The sequence below is a fragment of the Streptomyces sp. NPDC042371 genome, from assembly GCF_056437465.1.
This window is the reverse complement of record NZ_JBWKAP010000013.1, coordinates 23378-40181: the sequence shown is the minus strand read 5'-3', so window position 1 is coordinate 40181 and position 16804 is coordinate 23378. Positions and strand designations below refer to the sequence as shown.

Sequence of the window (16804 nt, the reverse complement as noted above, 5' to 3'; positions counted from 1 at the left end):
AAAGCGTCGGCCTGGGCCCCATGTTCGCCGCGGACCATCATGGACGCATGGTCGTCTACGGGCAGCTTTCTCCGTGACGCCTGGCGCTGCCCCGTAGCCCCTGGGGCAGGGGAAAATGCCCGCGATGCGTAATCCAGCCAAGGCGCACCCGCGTCCAGGCGCGCCGGGAAACGCGCCGCGTGCAAGCCGAAAGCCCACCGGACGCTGGATAAACTGCCGCAGTGGAACAGAGCGGCGCCCGCAACAGTGACAACTCCCTAGAACGGCAGGGGCAGGCGGCCCTGTGGACGGCACCAGCCGCCCCTCCCGCCGACCTTCCCTTCCCTGTAGCGCTGCTCTCGCTCGGCGCAGTGCGCGGTCTGGGCAGCAAAGGACTCAGGGCGCTGGTCCACGCCCACCGGGACAACGTCGGACGCCTCTGGGAGCTGCCCGACGACATGGTTGCCGCCGAACTGGCCCGGTTGAAAGTCCCCTCGGCGGCCAAAATCGCCCAGGACATCACTGCCCGCCGCCCCGAGCTCCTCACCACGGGCCGGCGTGAGGCGGCGGAGCTCGCTGAACGGGGCATCCACGTCCTGGGCCCATCCACGCTGCCGGAACGTTTGGCAACACTGCCGCACGGGCCCCTATGGCTGTTCGTCGAAGGCGACAGCCAGGCCCTGTCCCGGGGACCGCACATGGCGGTCATCGGCACCCGCCAGGCCACCCCCGACGGTGTACGCGCCACCGAAGCGGTCGTCCGCACCATGGCCGCCTACCCGGTCACGCTGGTCTCCGGCCTCGCCAACGGCGTTGACGCCGTCGCTCACCAGGCCGCCCTGCGTGACGGGGTGCGCAATGTGGCCTTCCTCGGGCACGGCATCGACATTGTCTTCCCGGCCGAAACCGCTGACATCCGGGCCCGGATTGTTCACTCCGGCGGCGCTGTCGCCAGCGAATACTTGCCCGGCGAGCACTACCGCAAGGCCCAGTTCGTCCAGCGCAACCGCCTTCAGGCCGGCCTGGCCGATGCCGTCGTCGCCGCCGAAGGGCAGAGCACCGGAGGATCCGCCCACACCGTCCGCTTCGCTAGCACCTACCAGCGTCCCATCATCGGCCTGTCCTGGCCCGGCGCCGGGGACCTGGCCGACGCCATCAGCAAAGAACCCACCGGGCAATTGATCGACATCTTCACCACGGACGGACGCCGCGCCTTCGACGCCCTGTGCCGCAGCATCGCCGACGCCTACGGACACGCCACCTTCTCCCTGAGTCTGGTCGAGCGCCAGCTCATCCGCGAAGCCGAACTTCGCGCCGTACCCCCCCAGGACCTGGAACGGCTACGCCAACGCCTGAACACGCTGTTGACCCGGAAGGACGGTGACGATGGCCGTTAAAGCCGTCATCTTCGACTACAAGACGCTACTGCGCGGCTCCGAGACCACGACGGCCGAAGCGGCCCGCATGCTGCATGACCTGACGGCCCGCGGCCTGACCTGGTGCCTGTTCACGACCGAGCCGCTCTCGGCCCCCCAGCATCAGCAGATGAAGACCCTGGGATACCCCGAGCCCGCCCTCACCATCGACCAGGGACACATAGCCAGCGGCAAGAGGCGCGGCTCGCCGGACTGGATCGACGCCGTAACCGGGCCCCTCAACCTGGAACGCCACGAACTGCTTTACGTCGGCGCCACCAGCATGGACTGGCGTACCGCCATCAACGCCGGGGTCATGTACCAGCACGCCCGGTGGACCGGCACCCTGCCCGGCGGAGTCACCGCGCTCGTCGCCGCCACCCCGCAGGCCGTCACCGACTTCCTCACCGTCTTCCTGGAGGAAGAACCGTCCTGGTCCCACCGCATCGACCAGGACAACTGGTCCCTGCGGTCCCTGCTGCCCGCCAGCGCCGTACTGCCTTCCACCAGCCCTCAGAACACCTTCAGGCTGCAGGACGTCTTCACCTACGACAAGCCGGTCAAGATAGGAGAGTCGGACGCACGCAGCGTCCTGATGCTCTTCGTCATCGCCAACGCCTATCTCGAAGGCCTGGTGCCCTCCACCCCCTACTTCTGCGTCTACCCGAGCAGCAAGAAGGGACGCGTGAGCAAGCAGCTGCAGACTTACCTCGAGCGCGCAGCCAAGCTCTTCCACGGCTACTACCGCGACGACCTACTGGTCCGTGCCGTAGACGCCCCCGACACCAGTCTGGAACGGTGGAAAGCAAGCCAAGGCCGCCCCGCCCAGACGGTATCCATCGCCACCCAGGCCCAGACCGTCCACCTCGGCCCCAACTACCAAGGCAAGCTGGCCAAGAAGACGATCGTCGTCCTGGACGACTTCTCCACCAACGGCATGTCGATGGAGTGGGCGCGCCTGCTGCTGACGGCAGCAGGCGCTCAGCGCATCGTGATGCTGACCGTAGGCAAATACGGCACCCAGCACCACCGCTACGTACCCAAGTCCCAAGGGGATCTGCACCCCTTCGGCATCAACAGCCTGACCGAACAGGACTTCACCTCGACTGTCCTGTACCCGGACCGTGATCTTGAGGCCACGAGTCGCCTCTATCAGCGCATCAGTGACGCTCTGGGTGACGACACGTAACCGCGACCGTCCCACGGAGGCCAGGACGCATCCAGCACGCGAACTCGACCGCTGGTTCCGGCCTCGCAGAGAGCACGGGCCCGGGCGCCGCACGAGAGCGACGAACCCGCGCGGCGCCGGTGCCCCGTGCCGCCGGCTCGATCCATCGGCCGCAGCGCCTTGTTGAGGGCTTCCGGCGCCGGACAGGTCAAGCCCGCGGTCGATACGCTGTGCGCCCGATCGTCGTCGCCCCCGCGCCGTCCCTTGGGCCTGGCGTCGCCAGCCGGGGAGGGTCAGTGACCGAAGTGCTGCTGCCAGTGGGCGCGTGCGTCGCCCATGGTGCGCAGCGCCGGGTCCAGGAGGTAGATGCCGTTCTTGAACGGGCGGAATCCCACCGATTCCCACACCGCTGCGATCTTGCCCTGTGCGTGGTCGAACGCCGTGTCGTCACCGTCGGCGAAGTCCCGGTCGGTCGGGGCGGGTTCGCAGGCCACTGCGCAGCAGCCGTCCGCCAGCCGCCGGATGGCTTCCGCCGCGGCCAGCGCGCCCAGCCCGAAGCCGCGCCACTCGGGCTCAAGGTGCACCCGGTCCATGATCAGCAGGTCGCCGGTCGGCATCTCGATGGCCTTCTCGAACGCCTCGGACCAGTGCAGGCCCGGCGTCATCGCGTACTCGGGATCCGTGCACACCGCGAGGATCTTCTCGAGGTCGCCGGAGTGCGCGTCGGCGGCCTCCCAGGCCGGATCGTGGGTGAAATCGCGGATCCGCGCGAAGGCCATGTGCCCCAGCCGCACGCCGGTCCGGGCCGTCGCGCAGTCCCGCTCGGCCGTGCAGTCGGGGCACTCCTCGTCGTCGTGGAGGCGGACGATGTCGACGAACCACTCTTCCAGGGTGTCGTCGAATTCGATCGGCACCACCGGGTGGTTCATCCGGAATCGCAGAGTCATCTGCCAGGTGCTGAAGGGTAGTTCGCCGACCGAGCGGCGGGGCGTGTAGGTCATTCAGCTCACGCTAGCGCCGCCCACTGACAACGGAGCCGGACGGCCGCTCCGGCCCAGGGTGCCGCCGAAGATGCCGTCAGCCCCGGGGGGAAAAGCGCCAGCGGGCAACGCTCCCTGCATGCGCGGCGCCGGCTCTTTCCCGACCGCCGCAGGAGGGCGCACCGCGGGGCGACGGCAGGGGAGACACGGGGCAAACACCTCTCTGTCTTTGACACCCCGTCACCCCACCCCTAATGTCGAGTAGAATCAAATATCTAAGCTAACTCGATTCGAAGTGCCGGAGAGGGGACGAGGAGTGTTACTGACCACCGGTCAGGCGGCCCAGGAGCTCGGCTGCGCCATCACCACCCTGCGCCGCCTGATCCATGCCGGACTGCTCCCCGGCCTCACCCGCCACGGCGTACGCGTGATGATCCCACTCGACGCCGTTCAGAGCCTGGCCGGCCGCACTTACGCGCCTCTCGGCCACGTGGAAGCGGACGAAATCGCCGTCCTGCGCGTGGGTGCCGCCCGCCCCACCGGCGAGAGCGAGGGCGAGTGGACCGGGTTCGCGGCCTCCCTTCCCCACGAAGCCCTGCTCAAGGCGCTGCGCGGCTGGTGGCGTTGCGACGCCGCAAGCGTCGCCGCCGGCGGCATCATGCCGGTCACCGTCGCCGGATACGTGGTGGCCGTACTGATGGGACTGGAAGAGTGGGAGAGCAACACCCAGGGGCGCCGCGCCTTCCCGCACGCCCGCCTGTGCGGATACGTCACCGACCTCGTCGCCCCAGCCAAAGAGCTGACCGTAACCACCGCGGGGGAGCGACTCCTCGCCGACCGCCTGCTCGGGACCCGGCTGCCCTCCCAGTCCAGCGGACCCATCGCCTACGTCGCCACCCGCCCCACCGGCTGACCCGCCGCCCCAAGCCAAGGACCCTGATGGACGCACAGAGCTACAACGCCGCTCTCACCGACCTGCGGGCGGTACGCGACGACATCAAGAAGGCGCAGACGGCGCTCGCCAAGCTGGAGACCGAACGCGACAAGCAGATCGCCCGCCTGGCCGCCTACGGCAAGGCCAAGGCCGAACGGATCGCCCCGGCCGCCGGGTTGAGCCTGGCCGAGGTCGTCGCCCGCGCACCCGCCCTGGCCCCCCAGGCCCTAGCAGCCCCTGCAACGCAGTCTCCGGCGCCCGCAGACCCGGAGCCAGAGGCCGAGACCGCGGCCGCATCGCCCCCGCACGTACCCCAGCCCGCCGCCGCTCCAGCGGCGACCGGCCCGGCCACTAAAGCCCCGCAGACGCCTGCGCCGCCTGCGGCCCCGAACGGGTCTGAGGCCGCGCCCGCGCGGGAGGGTGAATCGCGCGCCCTACCTTCGATCCCCGACGGCGAGGCGGGTGACGCCTGGTTCACCCACACCAAGAACCTGGCCTCGACCCGTCCCAACTTCACCCAGCAGGCCCGTTCCACCGTCTTCCTCGACACCGACACCGGCATCCTGGTCCACCGCAACGAGACCCACCGCCTGGACCTGGGCGCCCGGTCGGCGGCCGACCTGCTCACCGCGGTCTTCCATGTGCTGCCCGAGGGCGTCGAGCGCATCTACATCACCGCAGGAGCCCCCTGGCACCGCGACGCGGAGCGCCACCCCTACCTGCGCGACGCCGTCGCCGCCTGGCTCAACGCGCCCGCCCCGGGCTGGCGCACCGACACCGGCCGCGGCCGCGACCGGATGGCCGGCCACTTCGTCCACGCCCGCCACCCCGTCGCCCGCTACCTGCGCGACGACGAAACCGCGCATGTCGAAATCCGCTCCATGGGGGAGTGGTTCGACCTCGATGCCGGCGACGACCCCGCCACCGCCCGCGACGCCTTCGTCCTGCTCTGGCAGGCGCTGCGCCGCCACTGGGACGACGCCGTCGTCATGGGCTCGCCCTCGCAGACCGGCCGCGACCTGTGGACCCGCACCATCCCCGCCCGCGGCCAGCACTCCGAGGGCTACCCCGTCCTCTCGGAGGAGCTGCGCGGCCTGCTGCACGCCACCGCCGGACAGGGCCGCAACGAACTCCTGACCCCGCCCCGGGTGCCCGAGACGCTGCCCCAACTCGTCGAATACGACCGCACCTTCGCCTACGCCAAGCACACCTGGAAATCCCCCATCGGCACCCCCCGCCGCATCACAGGCCGTCAGTTCGCCGCCTGGTCCGACAAGGAGCAGGCCCGCGCCCTGTACGGCTGCGGACACTGGCACATCCGCGCCACCGTCCCCGACACCTGGGACCACGTCGGCCTCCTGCCGGCCCCCGCCCCCGGCGACCGCGCCTGGCACTACCCCGCCACCCCCGGCGCCACCTTCACCACCTGGGCCGGCGGACCCGAAGTCCACACTGCCCTGACCAACCCGCTCACCCCCTGGAAGATCGAAGTCCTCGACGGCATCCTCTGGGACGACGGCAAACCCCTCGACGACTGGGCCAAGAAACTCAAAGAAGCCTGGTCCAACCTCACCGCCCAGGCCCACTACCAGCAGGACCCGCAGCAGGCCCGCGCCGCACACCTCGCCTCCCGTGCGATCCGCGCCATCCTCCTGTACGGCATCGGCTCCTTCGCCCAGCGCCCCCGCATGGTCACCGGCACCACCCCCCGCACCCAGGAACGCGACGTGCCCGCGGACGCCGAAATCATCGGCTTCGACGACGAGTTGATCACCTGGCAGAAGCCCACCGGCTTCAGCCGCGACCCCAACGCCCACCCCGAATGGGCCGCCGCCATCTGGTCCGGCGCCCGCGCCGCCCTGCTCACCCAGCGCCACCGCACCGACGACACCTACGCCGGCGCCCTGCACGCCGCCCCCGGCACCGTCATCGCGTTCCGCACCGACGCCCTCTACCTCACCCAGCCCCAGGCCTGGCCGTATCACCAGCAGCCCGGCGACTACCTCAAAAAGGGCCACCTGGACGGCCCGCTCGCCGCCCCCACCAGCGAAGAGGAACTCCTCACACTGCGCGATACCGGACGCGCCGCCCTCACGCCCGCCCCGACCACGGCCGGTGCCTGATGCCCCCACGCAAGCGTCGCCAACAGCCCGCTCCCACGCCCGAGTTGAACGAGGCAGCCCAGCTCGCCGACCAGCTCCAGCAGGTCGGCTACACCAAACGCGACATCGCCCGCATCATCGACCGCGACCCCTCCCTGGTCTCCCAGTTCTACACAAAACACAAGGGCGCCGCCTTCGTCCCTGCCCTCCGCCAGGTTGTTCAGGCCGTCACGGCCGGCGGCATCACCGACATCCCCGAACTCACCGCCCTGGCCGCACGCCACACCACCCGCCGCACCACCGCCAAGGGCAGCCGCGCCCGCGTGCGCAGCAAGGCCGTCCTGATCACCCCCACCGGCACCGGCACCGGCCGCGTCGCCGCCCAGGCCATCGCCTCCGGCTCCGCCCGCCTGCGCCCCCTGATCGCCGAAGCCGCCAGCCGCGGCCTCAAACTCGCCTTCACCGTCCGCCTGCACCAGAGCGGCTACGTGATGCCCTCGGGCAGCCGCACCGACTCGCCCGGCATCCGCCGCGACGTCGTCCAGCGCACCGACCACACCGAGGAACGCTCCTACGGCTCGGCCGCCACCGGCGGCTTCGACGCCACCGACTTCGCCCACCGCGTCGACGCCGCCGCCGGAGACGTCACCGCCGCCGTCCAGCAGTGGCTGATCGAGACCGGACGCATCCACCCGGGCGCCCACATCGTCCACCTCGAAGTGCGCACCTGGCGGCCCCGCTGATCCTTTGCCGAAGACCGTAGGGGAAACGGCATCAGCCTGTGGCGCTGGAGCCCATGCGTCCAGGCCCGCGCCGGCCGGGACGCATGGGCCCAGTGAGCAGAGCATCATGTACGGATGCACAACGCGCAGGATCCATCCTCCCGGCAACTGCCGGCGCGGCTGCATGCCGTCGGGCCCGGCTGGCACCGGCTGCTCGAGGAGCTCCACGAGCAACTCCACGCCCAAAACCCCGGCTACCAGGTCGGCGACCTGAAAGAGAAGCTCGGTGCGCTACGGATCGAGATCGCTGAAGTGCCCGATACCGATCGCTCAAAGGTGCAGGCACTCGTCATCGAAACCGAGATGCGATCGACTGCCATCTGTGAATTCTGCGGAGCGTCCGCGTGTCGCCGACGTCGCAACGACGCCGCTTTCGGCTGGATCAAGGCCGTGTGCGACTCCTGCCATGCCGCATGGTCACGACACGAGATCATGATCGTGTGCGGCGACGTCCGCCACCGCCTGCGTCGGGGCGCGTAGGAACGCCCCGGCACCGGCGGCCCTGCAATCCAGCTCCCTGAGCCTGACAGCCCTCCGCCGCCTCGAGGGCCGGTAAACTGGGAAGTGAAGACCCTGGATTCGTCCCTGGCAGCCCCCGGAAAGAGGCAGGCCATACGCCCAGGGTTCGGACTTCTCGAGGCCGCCCGACATCCGCCGGGCGGCCTCGTTGCATACCTGCGCTCTGCCAGCGCCGAGGGCCATGGCCGCGCGAGGTGTGTTGCAGACCTGCACGCGCAGTACCGGGCAGCCGGGCGGAAGTGGATCTGCTGCTGCCGTGGTCCGGACGCGACCTGGCACGGCCGCGTCCGGACAGCGCAACTCGTGGAGTCTGCTCGAGTGCCGAGATGCGCCTGTCGGGGGGAAGTCTCACGCGCGGCACGAGTGGTCTCTCGACCCGTCGTCGAGGGTTGTCTTCGGTGGGTCGCGCAGTTGCCAGCAGACCTCGCCCTCGGAGCGGATGTCGTGCCAGGAGGACAGGAAGCGTGACCTGGTCAGCAGGTCGAGCAGGTCGTTGAGTTGGTGGGGTGTCTGTCCGCACAGGTGCGTGAGGAGGTCCAGCTCGGCCGTTCCGGTGCCGTCGGGGCGGGTGTGTGCGGCCAGGACGAGCGCGGCGAGCCGGGCGGCGCCGGGCAGCGTACGGGGAGTCGGGCAGCGGGGGAGCGGGCGAAGTGCCCAGTGCGCGGCCCGAGCGCGTTGTAGGCGTTGGGGCTGGGCCTGCATCGCTGCGTCGAGCAGGCGGGCCCGCACCGGACGTCGGGTATCAAGGTGCAGCCAATGGGCGTACTCCAACTCCTCCCACAGATCGATGCGTTGGTGCAGTCGCATGCCGCGCAGCAGCCCGGCGGGCAGGCGCACCTCGCCGCAACCATTGGTGCGTAGCGCGCACTGCAGGGCCAACAGGCGGGTGCCGGGGGAGCAGGACTGGGGGAGGGCCGAGGCGAGATAGACGAGCGTCTGGCGCACGCGTGCCTGTGCGTCGGCGTCCGTGAATTCGGTGTCGTGCAGCGCCGGGTTCGGCCGGGAGCGAGGGCCTGCTGCGGGGGAGCGGTGCGTGCTCTCGGGGACGAGGGCGGTGTGGGCGGTCGCGGCGGCGCAGGCGGTGCAGACATCGGCCAGACGCCATCGAGTACCGCCGTGATCCCCGGTGAGGGCGAGGCGGATCGGGCCGCGGCAGCCGCGATGGCGACGGTGCCAGCCGCAACCCCGATCCCGGCACTGACAGGTCCGCAGGTGCGTGGGCAGCATGCAGCTTTGTGCGTGCCGCGCCAGATGCGCCAGCGCGGACCTGCGTGCACGCCCGGCGGCCAAGGCTTCGCCGGGCGAGGGACAGTGGGAGCAGCTCAGTGCCGGGCCGTGCCGGTGCGAGCGCACCTCCACCGTCCAGACCCGCTGCACCGTGTCATGGGTCAAGAGCCTCATCGGGCCCGTGGTCTCCGTTTCTGTCCTGCGCCGCGGGCCCGGGCCCGGCGTCGTCGAATGTCACCCCTTCACTAGCAAAAAGTGCAGATCTCTGCACTGACGGGGCAGAGGTCTGCACCATCGGATGGTGGGGTGACGATCTTCCCGCCCGACCCCAACCTCAACGCGCTGCGCCTGGAACTCGCGCGTCTACGGGCTGACCACGGGTGGACTTACGACGAACTCGCCGGCCGTACCGGCCTGTCCCGCCGCACCGTCATCGACCTGGAACACGGCCGCACCACCGGCACCATCACCACCTGGCACACGATCGCCCACGCCTTCGGTGTTCCCCTCGACCAGCTCCTGGGCGCCCTGTGCTCCGGCCACACCCCGCCCGGCACGCCCCAACCCTGACCCGCCCCGCCCGCCCCCGTGGAAGGCCGGACAGCGCCACCCGAAAGAGCGACTAGCGGGCGCATACCAGTTCCCCAACCGAACGGACGTTTCCGCAGGTTGGGCCGAACGCGCTACCTGTGCAGCCTTGCGTGGCTGTGGCCCGGTGCCGCCTGGCACCGTCGCAGCCATGCGCCCCCACCCTGTCGCCCGGATGCCGGAGGCCGGTTCCCGCCGGCCGCGCCACCTGCCCTGCACCACCCTCCACACCCCCGGCAGCCTGCCGCGCACCGGCCGCTGCCGTCGCTGCGGCAACCCCGTCGCCTGGCACCCGCGCCGTAACCAGCACCACATCGCTCTGCACCCGGCCGAGCTGCCCACCGCCCACGTGCCCGCGTCCTGGCGCTGGCACCTCAGCAGCGGCATCGCCCACCCCCACGCCGGCGGCCAGGCCTGGTGCCGCATCCCGCACACCGCCCTCTGCCCGGCCCGCACCACACCACCCGACACGGGCCGCCGCCTTCACGAACTGCGCCGCCAACTCGCCCTGCGCAGCCGCCGCCTCATCGACGCCGCCGCCTTCACCCCGTCGTCCGCACCCGCCCGCCCCGCAGCCGCCCCTGCCGAGAAGCTCCCGGTGGTCCAACTGCTCCTGGGCCGCTACCTCGCCGACGACGCCCTCGAGCGCATCCGCTGCACCGCCCGCACCGAACCGGGACACCGACACTGCCCGCACCCGGTGCTGAACCCGCAGGCCCCTGCCGGAGCCTGGAGACTGCTGCCCCTCCGCCACGAGCACGATGATGCGGCCCCCACGCCGAGCCGGCTCCTGGCCGTCTACGACCTCACCCGGGCCCCGGCCGGTGAGCAGCAACGCTGGCGCGCCCAGCTCTGCCCCCGTCATGCCACCGCCCGTCCCGACCTGAACAGGACCGGCTGGCAGGTCTTCACCCCCAACCGGCACGCCGCCCACATCAGCACCCGCCTCCCGCACGCCTCCGGCCGCACCCCGGCATGACCACCCGCTGCTATACCGAGGACATCGCCCCCGGCCACTGACCTCCGGCCAACCCGCTCGAGCCGCCGACCACGCGCACTGCGGCCTGACGACCGTATGACGCGCCAGGCATCAGCCCGGACACCGTCTCGAACTCGTCCTCCGCCGGGCCCTGGCCGACCACGCCCGCAAGGAGGACCGCCGTATCGACACGGCGGCGCGTCACCTGCCGGACAGCACCACACCCACCCGGCTCCCAGCCGCCGTCGCCCACGCCCCGACTTCGCCCCAAGGACCCGTCCCGTGAAGCCCACCGACGAACAGACCGCCGCCACCGATGCATTCAAAGCGGGCAAACATCTGGCCCTGCAGGCCGGCGCCGGCACCGGCAAGACCAGCACTCTGGCCCTGCTCGCCCACGGCACCCAGCGCCGCGGCCGCTACCTCGCCTACAACCGGACCATCGCCGCCGACGCCCGCACCCGCTTCCCAGCCACCGTCACCTGCAAGACCGCCCACGCCCTCGCCTACGCCGCAATCGGCCACCGCTACACCCGCCGCCTGAACGCACCGCGCCGCCTGGCCTGGCTGACCGGCCAGGCCCTCGGCCTCACCAAAGCGCTGCGCATCGGCAGCCGGGAGATTTCCCAACGCGCCCTGTCCAACGCTGCCCTGGGCACGGTCGCCCGCTACTGCCACAGCGCCGACGCCACCCTCAACAGGCGCCATGTCCCGCGCCTGCGTGGCCTCGAGGATCCCGGCCATCACGCCGAACTCGCCGACCACCTCGTCCCGTTCGCCCAACGCGCCTGGATCGACCTGCAGCACTTCGACGACAGCGCCGTCCGCTTCGACCACGACCACTACCTCAAGATCTGGGCCCTGACCCGGCCGGTCATCGACGCCGACTACCTCCTCCTGGACGAGGCCCAGGACACCAACCCCGTCGTCGAACAGATCTTCCTCGCCCAGCGCGAGCATGCGCAGCTCGTCATGGTCGGCGACTCCGCCCAGGCCATCTACCAGTGGCGTGGCGCCAAAGACGTCATGGCCGGCTTCGACGGCACTCACTTCACCCTCACCCAGTCCTTCCGCTTCGGCCCCCACCTCGCCGACGAAGCCAACCGCTGGCTCGCCCTCGCCGACGCCCCGCTCCGCCTAACCGGAACCGACACCATCCCCACCGAACTCGGCCCCGTCCAACGGCCCGACGCGGTGCTGTGCCGCACCAATGTCGGCGCCATGGCCCAGGTCATGCAGCTCATGTCGGCCGGGTTCCGCGTCGCCCTGGTGGGCGGGGGACAAAGCCTGAGCGCCCTGGCCCAGGCCGCCAAGGACCTCAAAGAGGGCCGCCGCACCCACCACCCCGAACTGGTCCTCTTCACGACCTGGGGCGACCTGCAGGACTACGCCACCTACGATCCCAGCGGCCGCGACCTGCAGCCGCTCGTCGACCTCGTCGACACGCACGGCCCCGACGCCATCCTCACCGCCGTCGCCCGCCTCGCCCCGGAAGACACCGCCGACACCACCGTCTCCACCGCCCACAAGGCCAAAGGACGGGAATGGGCATCGGTACGCATTGCCGACGACTTCGGCCCCCCGGCGCCGTCCACCGATGAACCGCAGCCCGCCGCACCACCGCCGGTCGACGACTCCGAAGCACGCCTCGCCTACGTCGCAGTCACCCGCACCCGAATCCGGCTCGACCGCGGAGGCCTAGCCTGGATCGACGACGCTTCCAATGAACCCCCGCTGCCAACCCCGAGCAGCGCCCGGCACTCCAGCTGACCCTCTGGAGGCGGTCGAGCAACGGCAACGACCATGGACGCTGAAGCAGAAGCCAGTGCACCTTGAGCAACGAGAAGGGCGAGGTGCATGGCACCAGGGCGTGGCCGCAGGCGAGGAGAGCGGCGGGCCCTGGTGGCCGATGCGGCCGCGAAGGACTTCTCGCAGCCCGATGGCCATACGCACCGAGGGCGGGCAGGCCCCATGGACCGCAGAGCCCGGGAACTCAGATCGGAGTCGTAGCAGCGGGTGCGGTCCGGATGGCGGCCGCGTTGCCGTACAGGTGCGCGAGACAGTCACACGGGCAGGCGCCGGAGCTGGACGGGACGCTGGACGACAGGACAGAGTGGGGCACGAGGGCCTCCTGCTACTCGTTGACTCGACATCACCGAGATGTTCAGGAGGCCCTTCTCCTGTGCACCGATGGCCACGTGACCATCTGAACGAGGCCCATCAGAACGCGAGTTCGCCCCACAGTCGGGCCGTCCGCTTTAGTAATCGCTTCTCAGGGCATTTCGGGCGGCAGCAGCCTGCGAGAGGCACTCGTCCCAGGTGTTCCGACGCCGACGCCGGCGTCGGGCTGTCATGGTCAGAGTGTGGGGGTGTGCTTGCGGCGTCGCCGGAGTTCACGTTGTGCCTGGGCGCGGGCGCATTCGCGTGAGCAGTATTTGACGCCCTGTGTGCGGTGTTGGCCGTACTCGGCGCGGCCGCGTTGGCGGACGAAGTTCTGTCGGCAGGTCTCGTTGGCGCAGCGGCGGATGGGGGCGTCCTCGGCGAGGTGGTTGTACAGCTGGAGGAAGGCGACCGACAGGATGCTCGGGTAGCGGTCGGCCAGGTTGCCGATGCCGATACTGAACGGCTTCAGGGCCGCGTTGAGGGTGCTGATCAGGTTGCCGATCCGCACGTCCAGTATGAGCCCGCGCAGGTGCTCCAGGTCGCGCGGGAACGTCACCGAGCCGTCGTCGTGTGTCATTTGCCACCGCGGCAGCTCTTCTTCGGTGGCCTCCGCGTCAAATCCCCTCTGTCGAGAGAGCTATGCGAAGGAGAATGTGAGGCCATCAGTAATTCGAACTCATTATCTAATTCCTGCATGCGGGGGGCGAGGGTGTCGTTCCGCTGCACCGACCAGCTCAGTCCTGTTCGCAGGATGGCTGGATCTCTTCCCACGCGCTGATACGGGGGAGTCGTGAACGCGTGGGTCTGCAGGTAGATCTCCTACGGCTGGCCGGAGAAACAGTGCAGGTTAGATCTGGTTGGAGCGGCCTGTGCGGCCGAGAGGCAGCCGAACGGTCTCGGCTGGCACCCACTGACGGTGGACGACACATTTACGACACACGCAACAAGGCGTGAACCGTCGAATTCCCGTGTTCTCCGCAGGCGTTGTCAGTGACGGCATCTATTTTTCGATAGGGGATCGGGGCAAGCGGCAACGAGCCCGGGGATGGGGGAGTAGTGGAACCAGGAGAAGAGAATCCAGTTGTCGGCAGCGCGGCTGACGCACGCGAAGCTGTCAGCTACCTGGTGCGGCCGGAGCACGACGAATACATCGCGATTATGGATGTGCTGGAGGGGTCGGTGACCGACCTCACGGTTGCCGAGGCCACCGCAGCGCTCGCAGCAGCCGGGCGGCGCTTGGACGTTCGTGTGGTGGAAAAGCGCCTGGACGCCCTCAAGGACATGGGCGCGGCCTCGATCCGAACCGATACCAGTCACGCTCGCCGCTACACCGAGATCCTGGCCCGGAACTGGCGCTACACCGCCAGCCCCGCCGGCCGGCACGTCCAGCGCTTCTACCGCCAGGTCCTGGCGGGAACGGCCACCGCGCGAGAGATTCCGATTGCCTCGCTGAACCGCATCGTGGTCCACCTCGAGCAGCTCGCCGAGACGCTCGGCGTGACCGAACCCGACACCGGCTGCATCGAGGCTGCCGTACTGGATGCGGTGAGCGTCGTGTTCACCAGCCACGACGACCTGGACGCGGCCCTGGTCGGAGCGGAGGACGCGCTGATCGGCCTCGCCGACCGGTTCGACCTGGACGAGGAACACACCAGTGACCTCAAAGGACTGCTGGTCGACTATGCCACCCGTGTGGCGGCCGAACTCGACTCCGGCGCCGCCCGGGCTGCCACGGCGATGACGAAGCTGCGGCCGTGGTTCGCCCTGCTGGCCCAGGCGGCCGTCGACGCCTCGCAGGCCCGCGACCTGATCGCCGCCGGCGCCCTCAGCGCCTCCCGCGGCGGCCGGATAGAGGACTGGGCGGGACTGTGCGCCTGGTTCGACGCCCGCAGCGGACGCGCCGCCCGCTTCTCACTGCGCCTGGTACGGGCTCTGCCGAGCATGCACGCCAACCTGCGGCGGCTGCACTCCTCGGCAGGAACGGCCTCCACCCGCACCCGCGCCCTGGCACTGGCCCAGGCTGTCCTCACCCCGCACATCGGGGTGCAGATCTTCCAGGCCGCCCTGGGGGACCACCCCTGGCGCAAGCTCTATGGCCAGGCCGACGAGGACGCCATGGGCCGCAACCCGTCCTGGCGCGGGGGACCTCAGGTCGTCGTACCGAGTCTGCTGCGCACTTCAGGCCGTTCCGGGCCACGCGGCAAAGGCGCCGCACCACGCGACGACACCACGGCCAAAGCCCAGGTCGCCGAGGCCAGGGCCCGCCGCGCGGCCGAACACCGCACCGCCCTTGCCGCCGTGCTGGCCGCGCTGCCCGGCCAACCGTTGGACGAGACAGCAGCCCGTACCGCCCTCGCCGCCCTGATGGCCGCCGCCCGCGCGAGTGCCACCGGCCCCCGGCGCACCGGTACACACGCCGGTCTGGCCTGCACCCTCGTCCACACCGGCACCGGCACCGGCACGGTGAACGCACCCACCTGGCGTGTGCTGCTGCCTGGCCGCATTCCCCTCTTCCACCGACCCGGCCAACGCCCCTCCGCGGTGGCCCTGGCCGCCCTGGCCGGCACCACCACGACCCATGACCCCTTCGCCCGCGCGACCCTGCACATCGCCCCGCACACACCAGACGCGGACCACCGGCCCGCGGCTGTCGATCCCCGGCAGGAGGGCGCAGCATGAACGCGACCCCGAACCTTCCCGCATCCGAACCGGCCGCACCGCAGCCGCGCCGCCGCAAGGCCTGGCGCCCCGAGGCCGACGCCGAGGTCGCTGCGCTCCTGCGCCGACTCGCGGCCACCTGCTGGCTCATCCGCGGGCGCCACGACGATCTCATCGCCGCCGTACGCCGCAACGAGCCCGCGCTGCGCTCCGCCGTCACACGGCTGGGATGGGTCCTCATCGTCGAACGGGACCTGGTCCGCCTGCGCAAGAGTCCACCGCCGCGCCCCCGGGAATGGGCCGCGGCAGGGCCGAGCCCTGCCGCCTGCTCCTGGTTCTTCCTGCTACTGGCAGCCGCCGAATCGATGCCACCGCGCACCGCCCTGGGCCACCTGGTCGCCCAGGGCCACGCGGCCGCCGCCGAGGCCGACCTGCTCACCCACCACGACATCGCCGAGCGGCGCGCGATCCTGGCCGCCCTGCACATGCTCGACGACCGAGGCGTCGTCGAATGCCTCGACGGCGATCTCGACCGCTACCTGCACGACGACCAGGCCCCCGTCCTGCTCGCCGTCCACCACACCCGCCTGGCCTACGTCATCGCCAACCCGGGCACCCTCGACCCGGCTGCCGACCCGCACGCCTGGCTGCAACAGGCGCACCGTGAACCGGATGCCGCCCGCCGGATGCGCCGTGCGCTCGTGGACGACACCTGTGTCCACACGGCACTGCTGGACGACGCCGAAGCCCAGTGGCTGAGCCAACGCGTGCGCGGCGACGACGGAGGCCCCCTCGCCGCAGCGTTCGGACTGGCGCTGGAACGCCGGGTGGAAGGCGCCGCGTTCGTGGTGCCCGACGAGGCCTACCGCCACCTGAACGAACTGGGCCCCATACCCTTCCCGGCCACCGGAACCATCGCCCACGCCGCCCTGCTCCTGCTCGACCACGCTGCCCTGCACGGCACCACCGACAACGGCCCCGGGCCGGGCTGGCGCGCTCTGCCCGCAAAGGGCGTGGTGCACGCACTGACCTCCTTCGGTGCAGACAACGCCGCGGGCCGAGGAGGGTGGAGCGCCGAATACGTGCAAGATCCCCTCTTGCTCGCCGACAAGGTCCGCGCCCTGCTCACCGGTCTCCATCTGGTCCAGCTGGCCCCTGCCGCCGTGCCCGCAGACGCAGAGGACGCCTGCGTGTGGTGGTTCGCCCCCACCACCGGCCGCTGGGCGCAGGAGAGCCCCGCCCGCCCCAAGCCCGCCCGCACCCGCACCAAACCGGCATCCTAACCCCGCGAACTGCCGCTGCAGCAGGGC

General features: G+C 70.6%; 14 protein-coding genes. 11 read left to right on the top strand and 3 right to left on the bottom strand.

Features of this window, described 5'->3' with window-relative positions:
- The first annotated feature begins 221 nt into the window (after nt 1-221).
- Both AC068B_RS32605 and AC068B_RS32600 read left to right on the top strand, forming a co-directional pair.
- Complete coding sequence (locus AC068B_RS32605; protein ID WP_478675142.1) at nt 222-1376, top strand: DNA-processing protein DprA; 1155 nt, start codon at nt 222-224, stop codon at nt 1374-1376.
- Entirely contained in the window at nt 1366-2583 is a 1218-nt protein-coding gene (locus AC068B_RS32600) for a hypothetical protein (RefSeq protein WP_478675141.1), read from the top strand. Before AC068B_RS32605 ends, AC068B_RS32600 begins: the two co-directional genes overlap by 11 nt.
- 272 nt (nt 2584-2855) lie before the next feature.
- On the opposite strand, the gene AC068B_RS32595 is transcribed toward AC068B_RS32600, so the two are convergent.
- Nucleotides 2856-3563: a hypothetical protein gene (locus tag AC068B_RS32595; RefSeq protein WP_478675140.1), complete on the bottom strand. Its 708-nt coding sequence runs from the start codon at nt 3561-3563 to the stop codon at nt 2856-2858.
- Between the two features lie 295 nt (nt 3564-3858).
- Between AC068B_RS32595 and AC068B_RS32590 the strand changes: the two genes are divergently transcribed.
- The 4 genes from AC068B_RS32590 to AC068B_RS32575 all read left to right on the top strand — a co-directional run bounded on the left by AC068B_RS32590 (nt 3859) and on the right by AC068B_RS32575 (nt 7840).
- A complete protein-coding gene (locus tag AC068B_RS32590; protein ID WP_478675139.1) occupies nt 3859-4455 on the top strand; it encodes a helix-turn-helix domain-containing protein in 597 nt (198 codons plus the stop codon).
- A gap of 26 nt (nt 4456-4481) precedes the next feature.
- Nucleotides 4482-6599 carry a hypothetical protein gene (locus tag AC068B_RS32585; RefSeq protein WP_478675138.1) on the top strand — a complete coding sequence of 706 codons (2118 nt, stop codon included), beginning with the start codon at nt 4482-4484 and terminating at the stop codon, nt 6597-6599.
- Entirely contained in the window at nt 6599-7321 is a 723-nt protein-coding gene (locus AC068B_RS32580; RefSeq protein ID WP_478675137.1) for a helix-turn-helix domain containing protein, read from the top strand. Before AC068B_RS32585 ends, AC068B_RS32580 begins: the two co-directional genes overlap by 1 nt.
- Before the next feature lie 114 nt (nt 7322-7435).
- On the top strand, nt 7436-7840 hold the full coding sequence (locus AC068B_RS32575; protein ID WP_478675136.1) for a hypothetical protein: 405 nt from the start codon (nt 7436-7438) through the stop codon (nt 7838-7840).
- Between the two features lie 387 nt (nt 7841-8227).
- On the opposite strand, the gene AC068B_RS32570 is transcribed toward AC068B_RS32575, so the two are convergent.
- The gene (locus AC068B_RS32570) at nt 8228-9106 is read right to left on the bottom strand and encodes a hypothetical protein (protein WP_478675135.1); all 879 of its coding nucleotides are present in this window, start codon (nt 9104-9106) and stop codon (nt 8228-8230) included.
- Nucleotides 9107-9412: 306 nt separating this feature from the next.
- Between AC068B_RS32570 and AC068B_RS32565 the strand changes: the two genes are divergently transcribed.
- The 3 genes from AC068B_RS32565 to AC068B_RS32555 all read left to right on the top strand — a co-directional run bounded on the left by AC068B_RS32565 (nt 9413) and on the right by AC068B_RS32555 (nt 12443).
- Nucleotides 9413-9676 carry a helix-turn-helix transcriptional regulator gene (locus tag AC068B_RS32565; RefSeq protein ID WP_327667972.1) on the top strand — a complete coding sequence of 88 codons (264 nt, stop codon included), beginning with the start codon at nt 9413-9415 and terminating at the stop codon, nt 9674-9676.
- Nucleotides 9677-9845: 169 nt separating this feature from the next.
- Nucleotides 9846-10673, top strand: a complete 828-nt coding sequence (locus tag AC068B_RS32560) for a DUF6083 domain-containing protein (protein ID WP_478675134.1) — start codon at nt 9846-9848, stop codon at nt 10671-10673.
- A gap of 282 nt (nt 10674-10955) precedes the next feature.
- Entirely contained in the window at nt 10956-12443 is a 1488-nt protein-coding gene (locus AC068B_RS32555; protein ID WP_478675133.1) for a UvrD-helicase domain-containing protein, read from the top strand.
- Nucleotides 12444-13029: 586 nt separating this feature from the next.
- Here AC068B_RS32555 and AC068B_RS32550 read toward each other — a convergent pair.
- On the bottom strand, nt 13030-13413 hold the full coding sequence (locus AC068B_RS32550; RefSeq protein WP_478675132.1) for a hypothetical protein: 384 nt from the start codon (nt 13411-13413) through the stop codon (nt 13030-13032).
- A 479-nt stretch (nt 13414-13892) separates the two neighbouring features.
- On the opposite strand from AC068B_RS32550, the gene AC068B_RS32545 reads away from it, so the two are divergent.
- Nucleotides 13893-15515 carry a DUF2397 family protein gene (locus tag AC068B_RS32545; RefSeq protein ID WP_478675131.1) on the top strand — a complete coding sequence of 541 codons (1623 nt, stop codon included), beginning with the start codon at nt 13893-13895 and terminating at the stop codon, nt 15513-15515.
- Nucleotides 15512-16777: a DUF2398 family protein gene (locus AC068B_RS32540; RefSeq protein WP_478675130.1), complete on the top strand. Its 1266-nt coding sequence runs from the start codon at nt 15512-15514 to the stop codon at nt 16775-16777. The genes AC068B_RS32545 and AC068B_RS32540 overlap by 4 nt, the downstream gene beginning before the upstream one ends.
- The last annotated feature ends 27 nt before the right edge of the window (nt 16778-16804 follow it).

Bases quoted from the DNA above. Each gene is read 5' to 3' on its own strand.
- AC068B_RS32570 (WP_478675135.1), bottom strand. From the start codon at position 9,106: ATGCTGCCCACGCACCTGCGGACCTGTCAGTGCCGGGATCGGGGTTGC.
- AC068B_RS32585 (WP_478675138.1), top strand. From the start codon at position 4,482: ATGGACGCACAGAGCTACAACGCCGCTCTCACCGACCTGCGGGCGGTA.
- AC068B_RS32600 (WP_478675141.1), top strand. From the start codon at position 1,366: ATGGCCGTTAAAGCCGTCATCTTCGACTACAAGACGCTACTGCGCGGC.
- AC068B_RS32580 (WP_478675137.1), top strand. From the start codon at position 6,599: ATGCCCCCACGCAAGCGTCGCCAACAGCCCGCTCCCACGCCCGAGTTG.
- AC068B_RS32540 (WP_478675130.1), top strand. From the start codon at position 15,512: ATGAACGCGACCCCGAACCTTCCCGCATCCGAACCGGCCGCACCGCAG.
- AC068B_RS32560 (WP_478675134.1), top strand. From the start codon at position 9,846: ATGCGCCCCCACCCTGTCGCCCGGATGCCGGAGGCCGGTTCCCGCCGG.
- AC068B_RS32595 (WP_478675140.1), bottom strand. From the start codon at position 3,563: ATGACCTACACGCCCCGCCGCTCGGTCGGCGAACTACCCTTCAGCACC.
- AC068B_RS32550 (WP_478675132.1), bottom strand. From the start codon at position 13,413: ATGACACACGACGACGGCTCGGTGACGTTCCCGCGCGACCTGGAGCAC.
- AC068B_RS32575 (WP_478675136.1), top strand. From the start codon at position 7,436: ATGCACAACGCGCAGGATCCATCCTCCCGGCAACTGCCGGCGCGGCTG.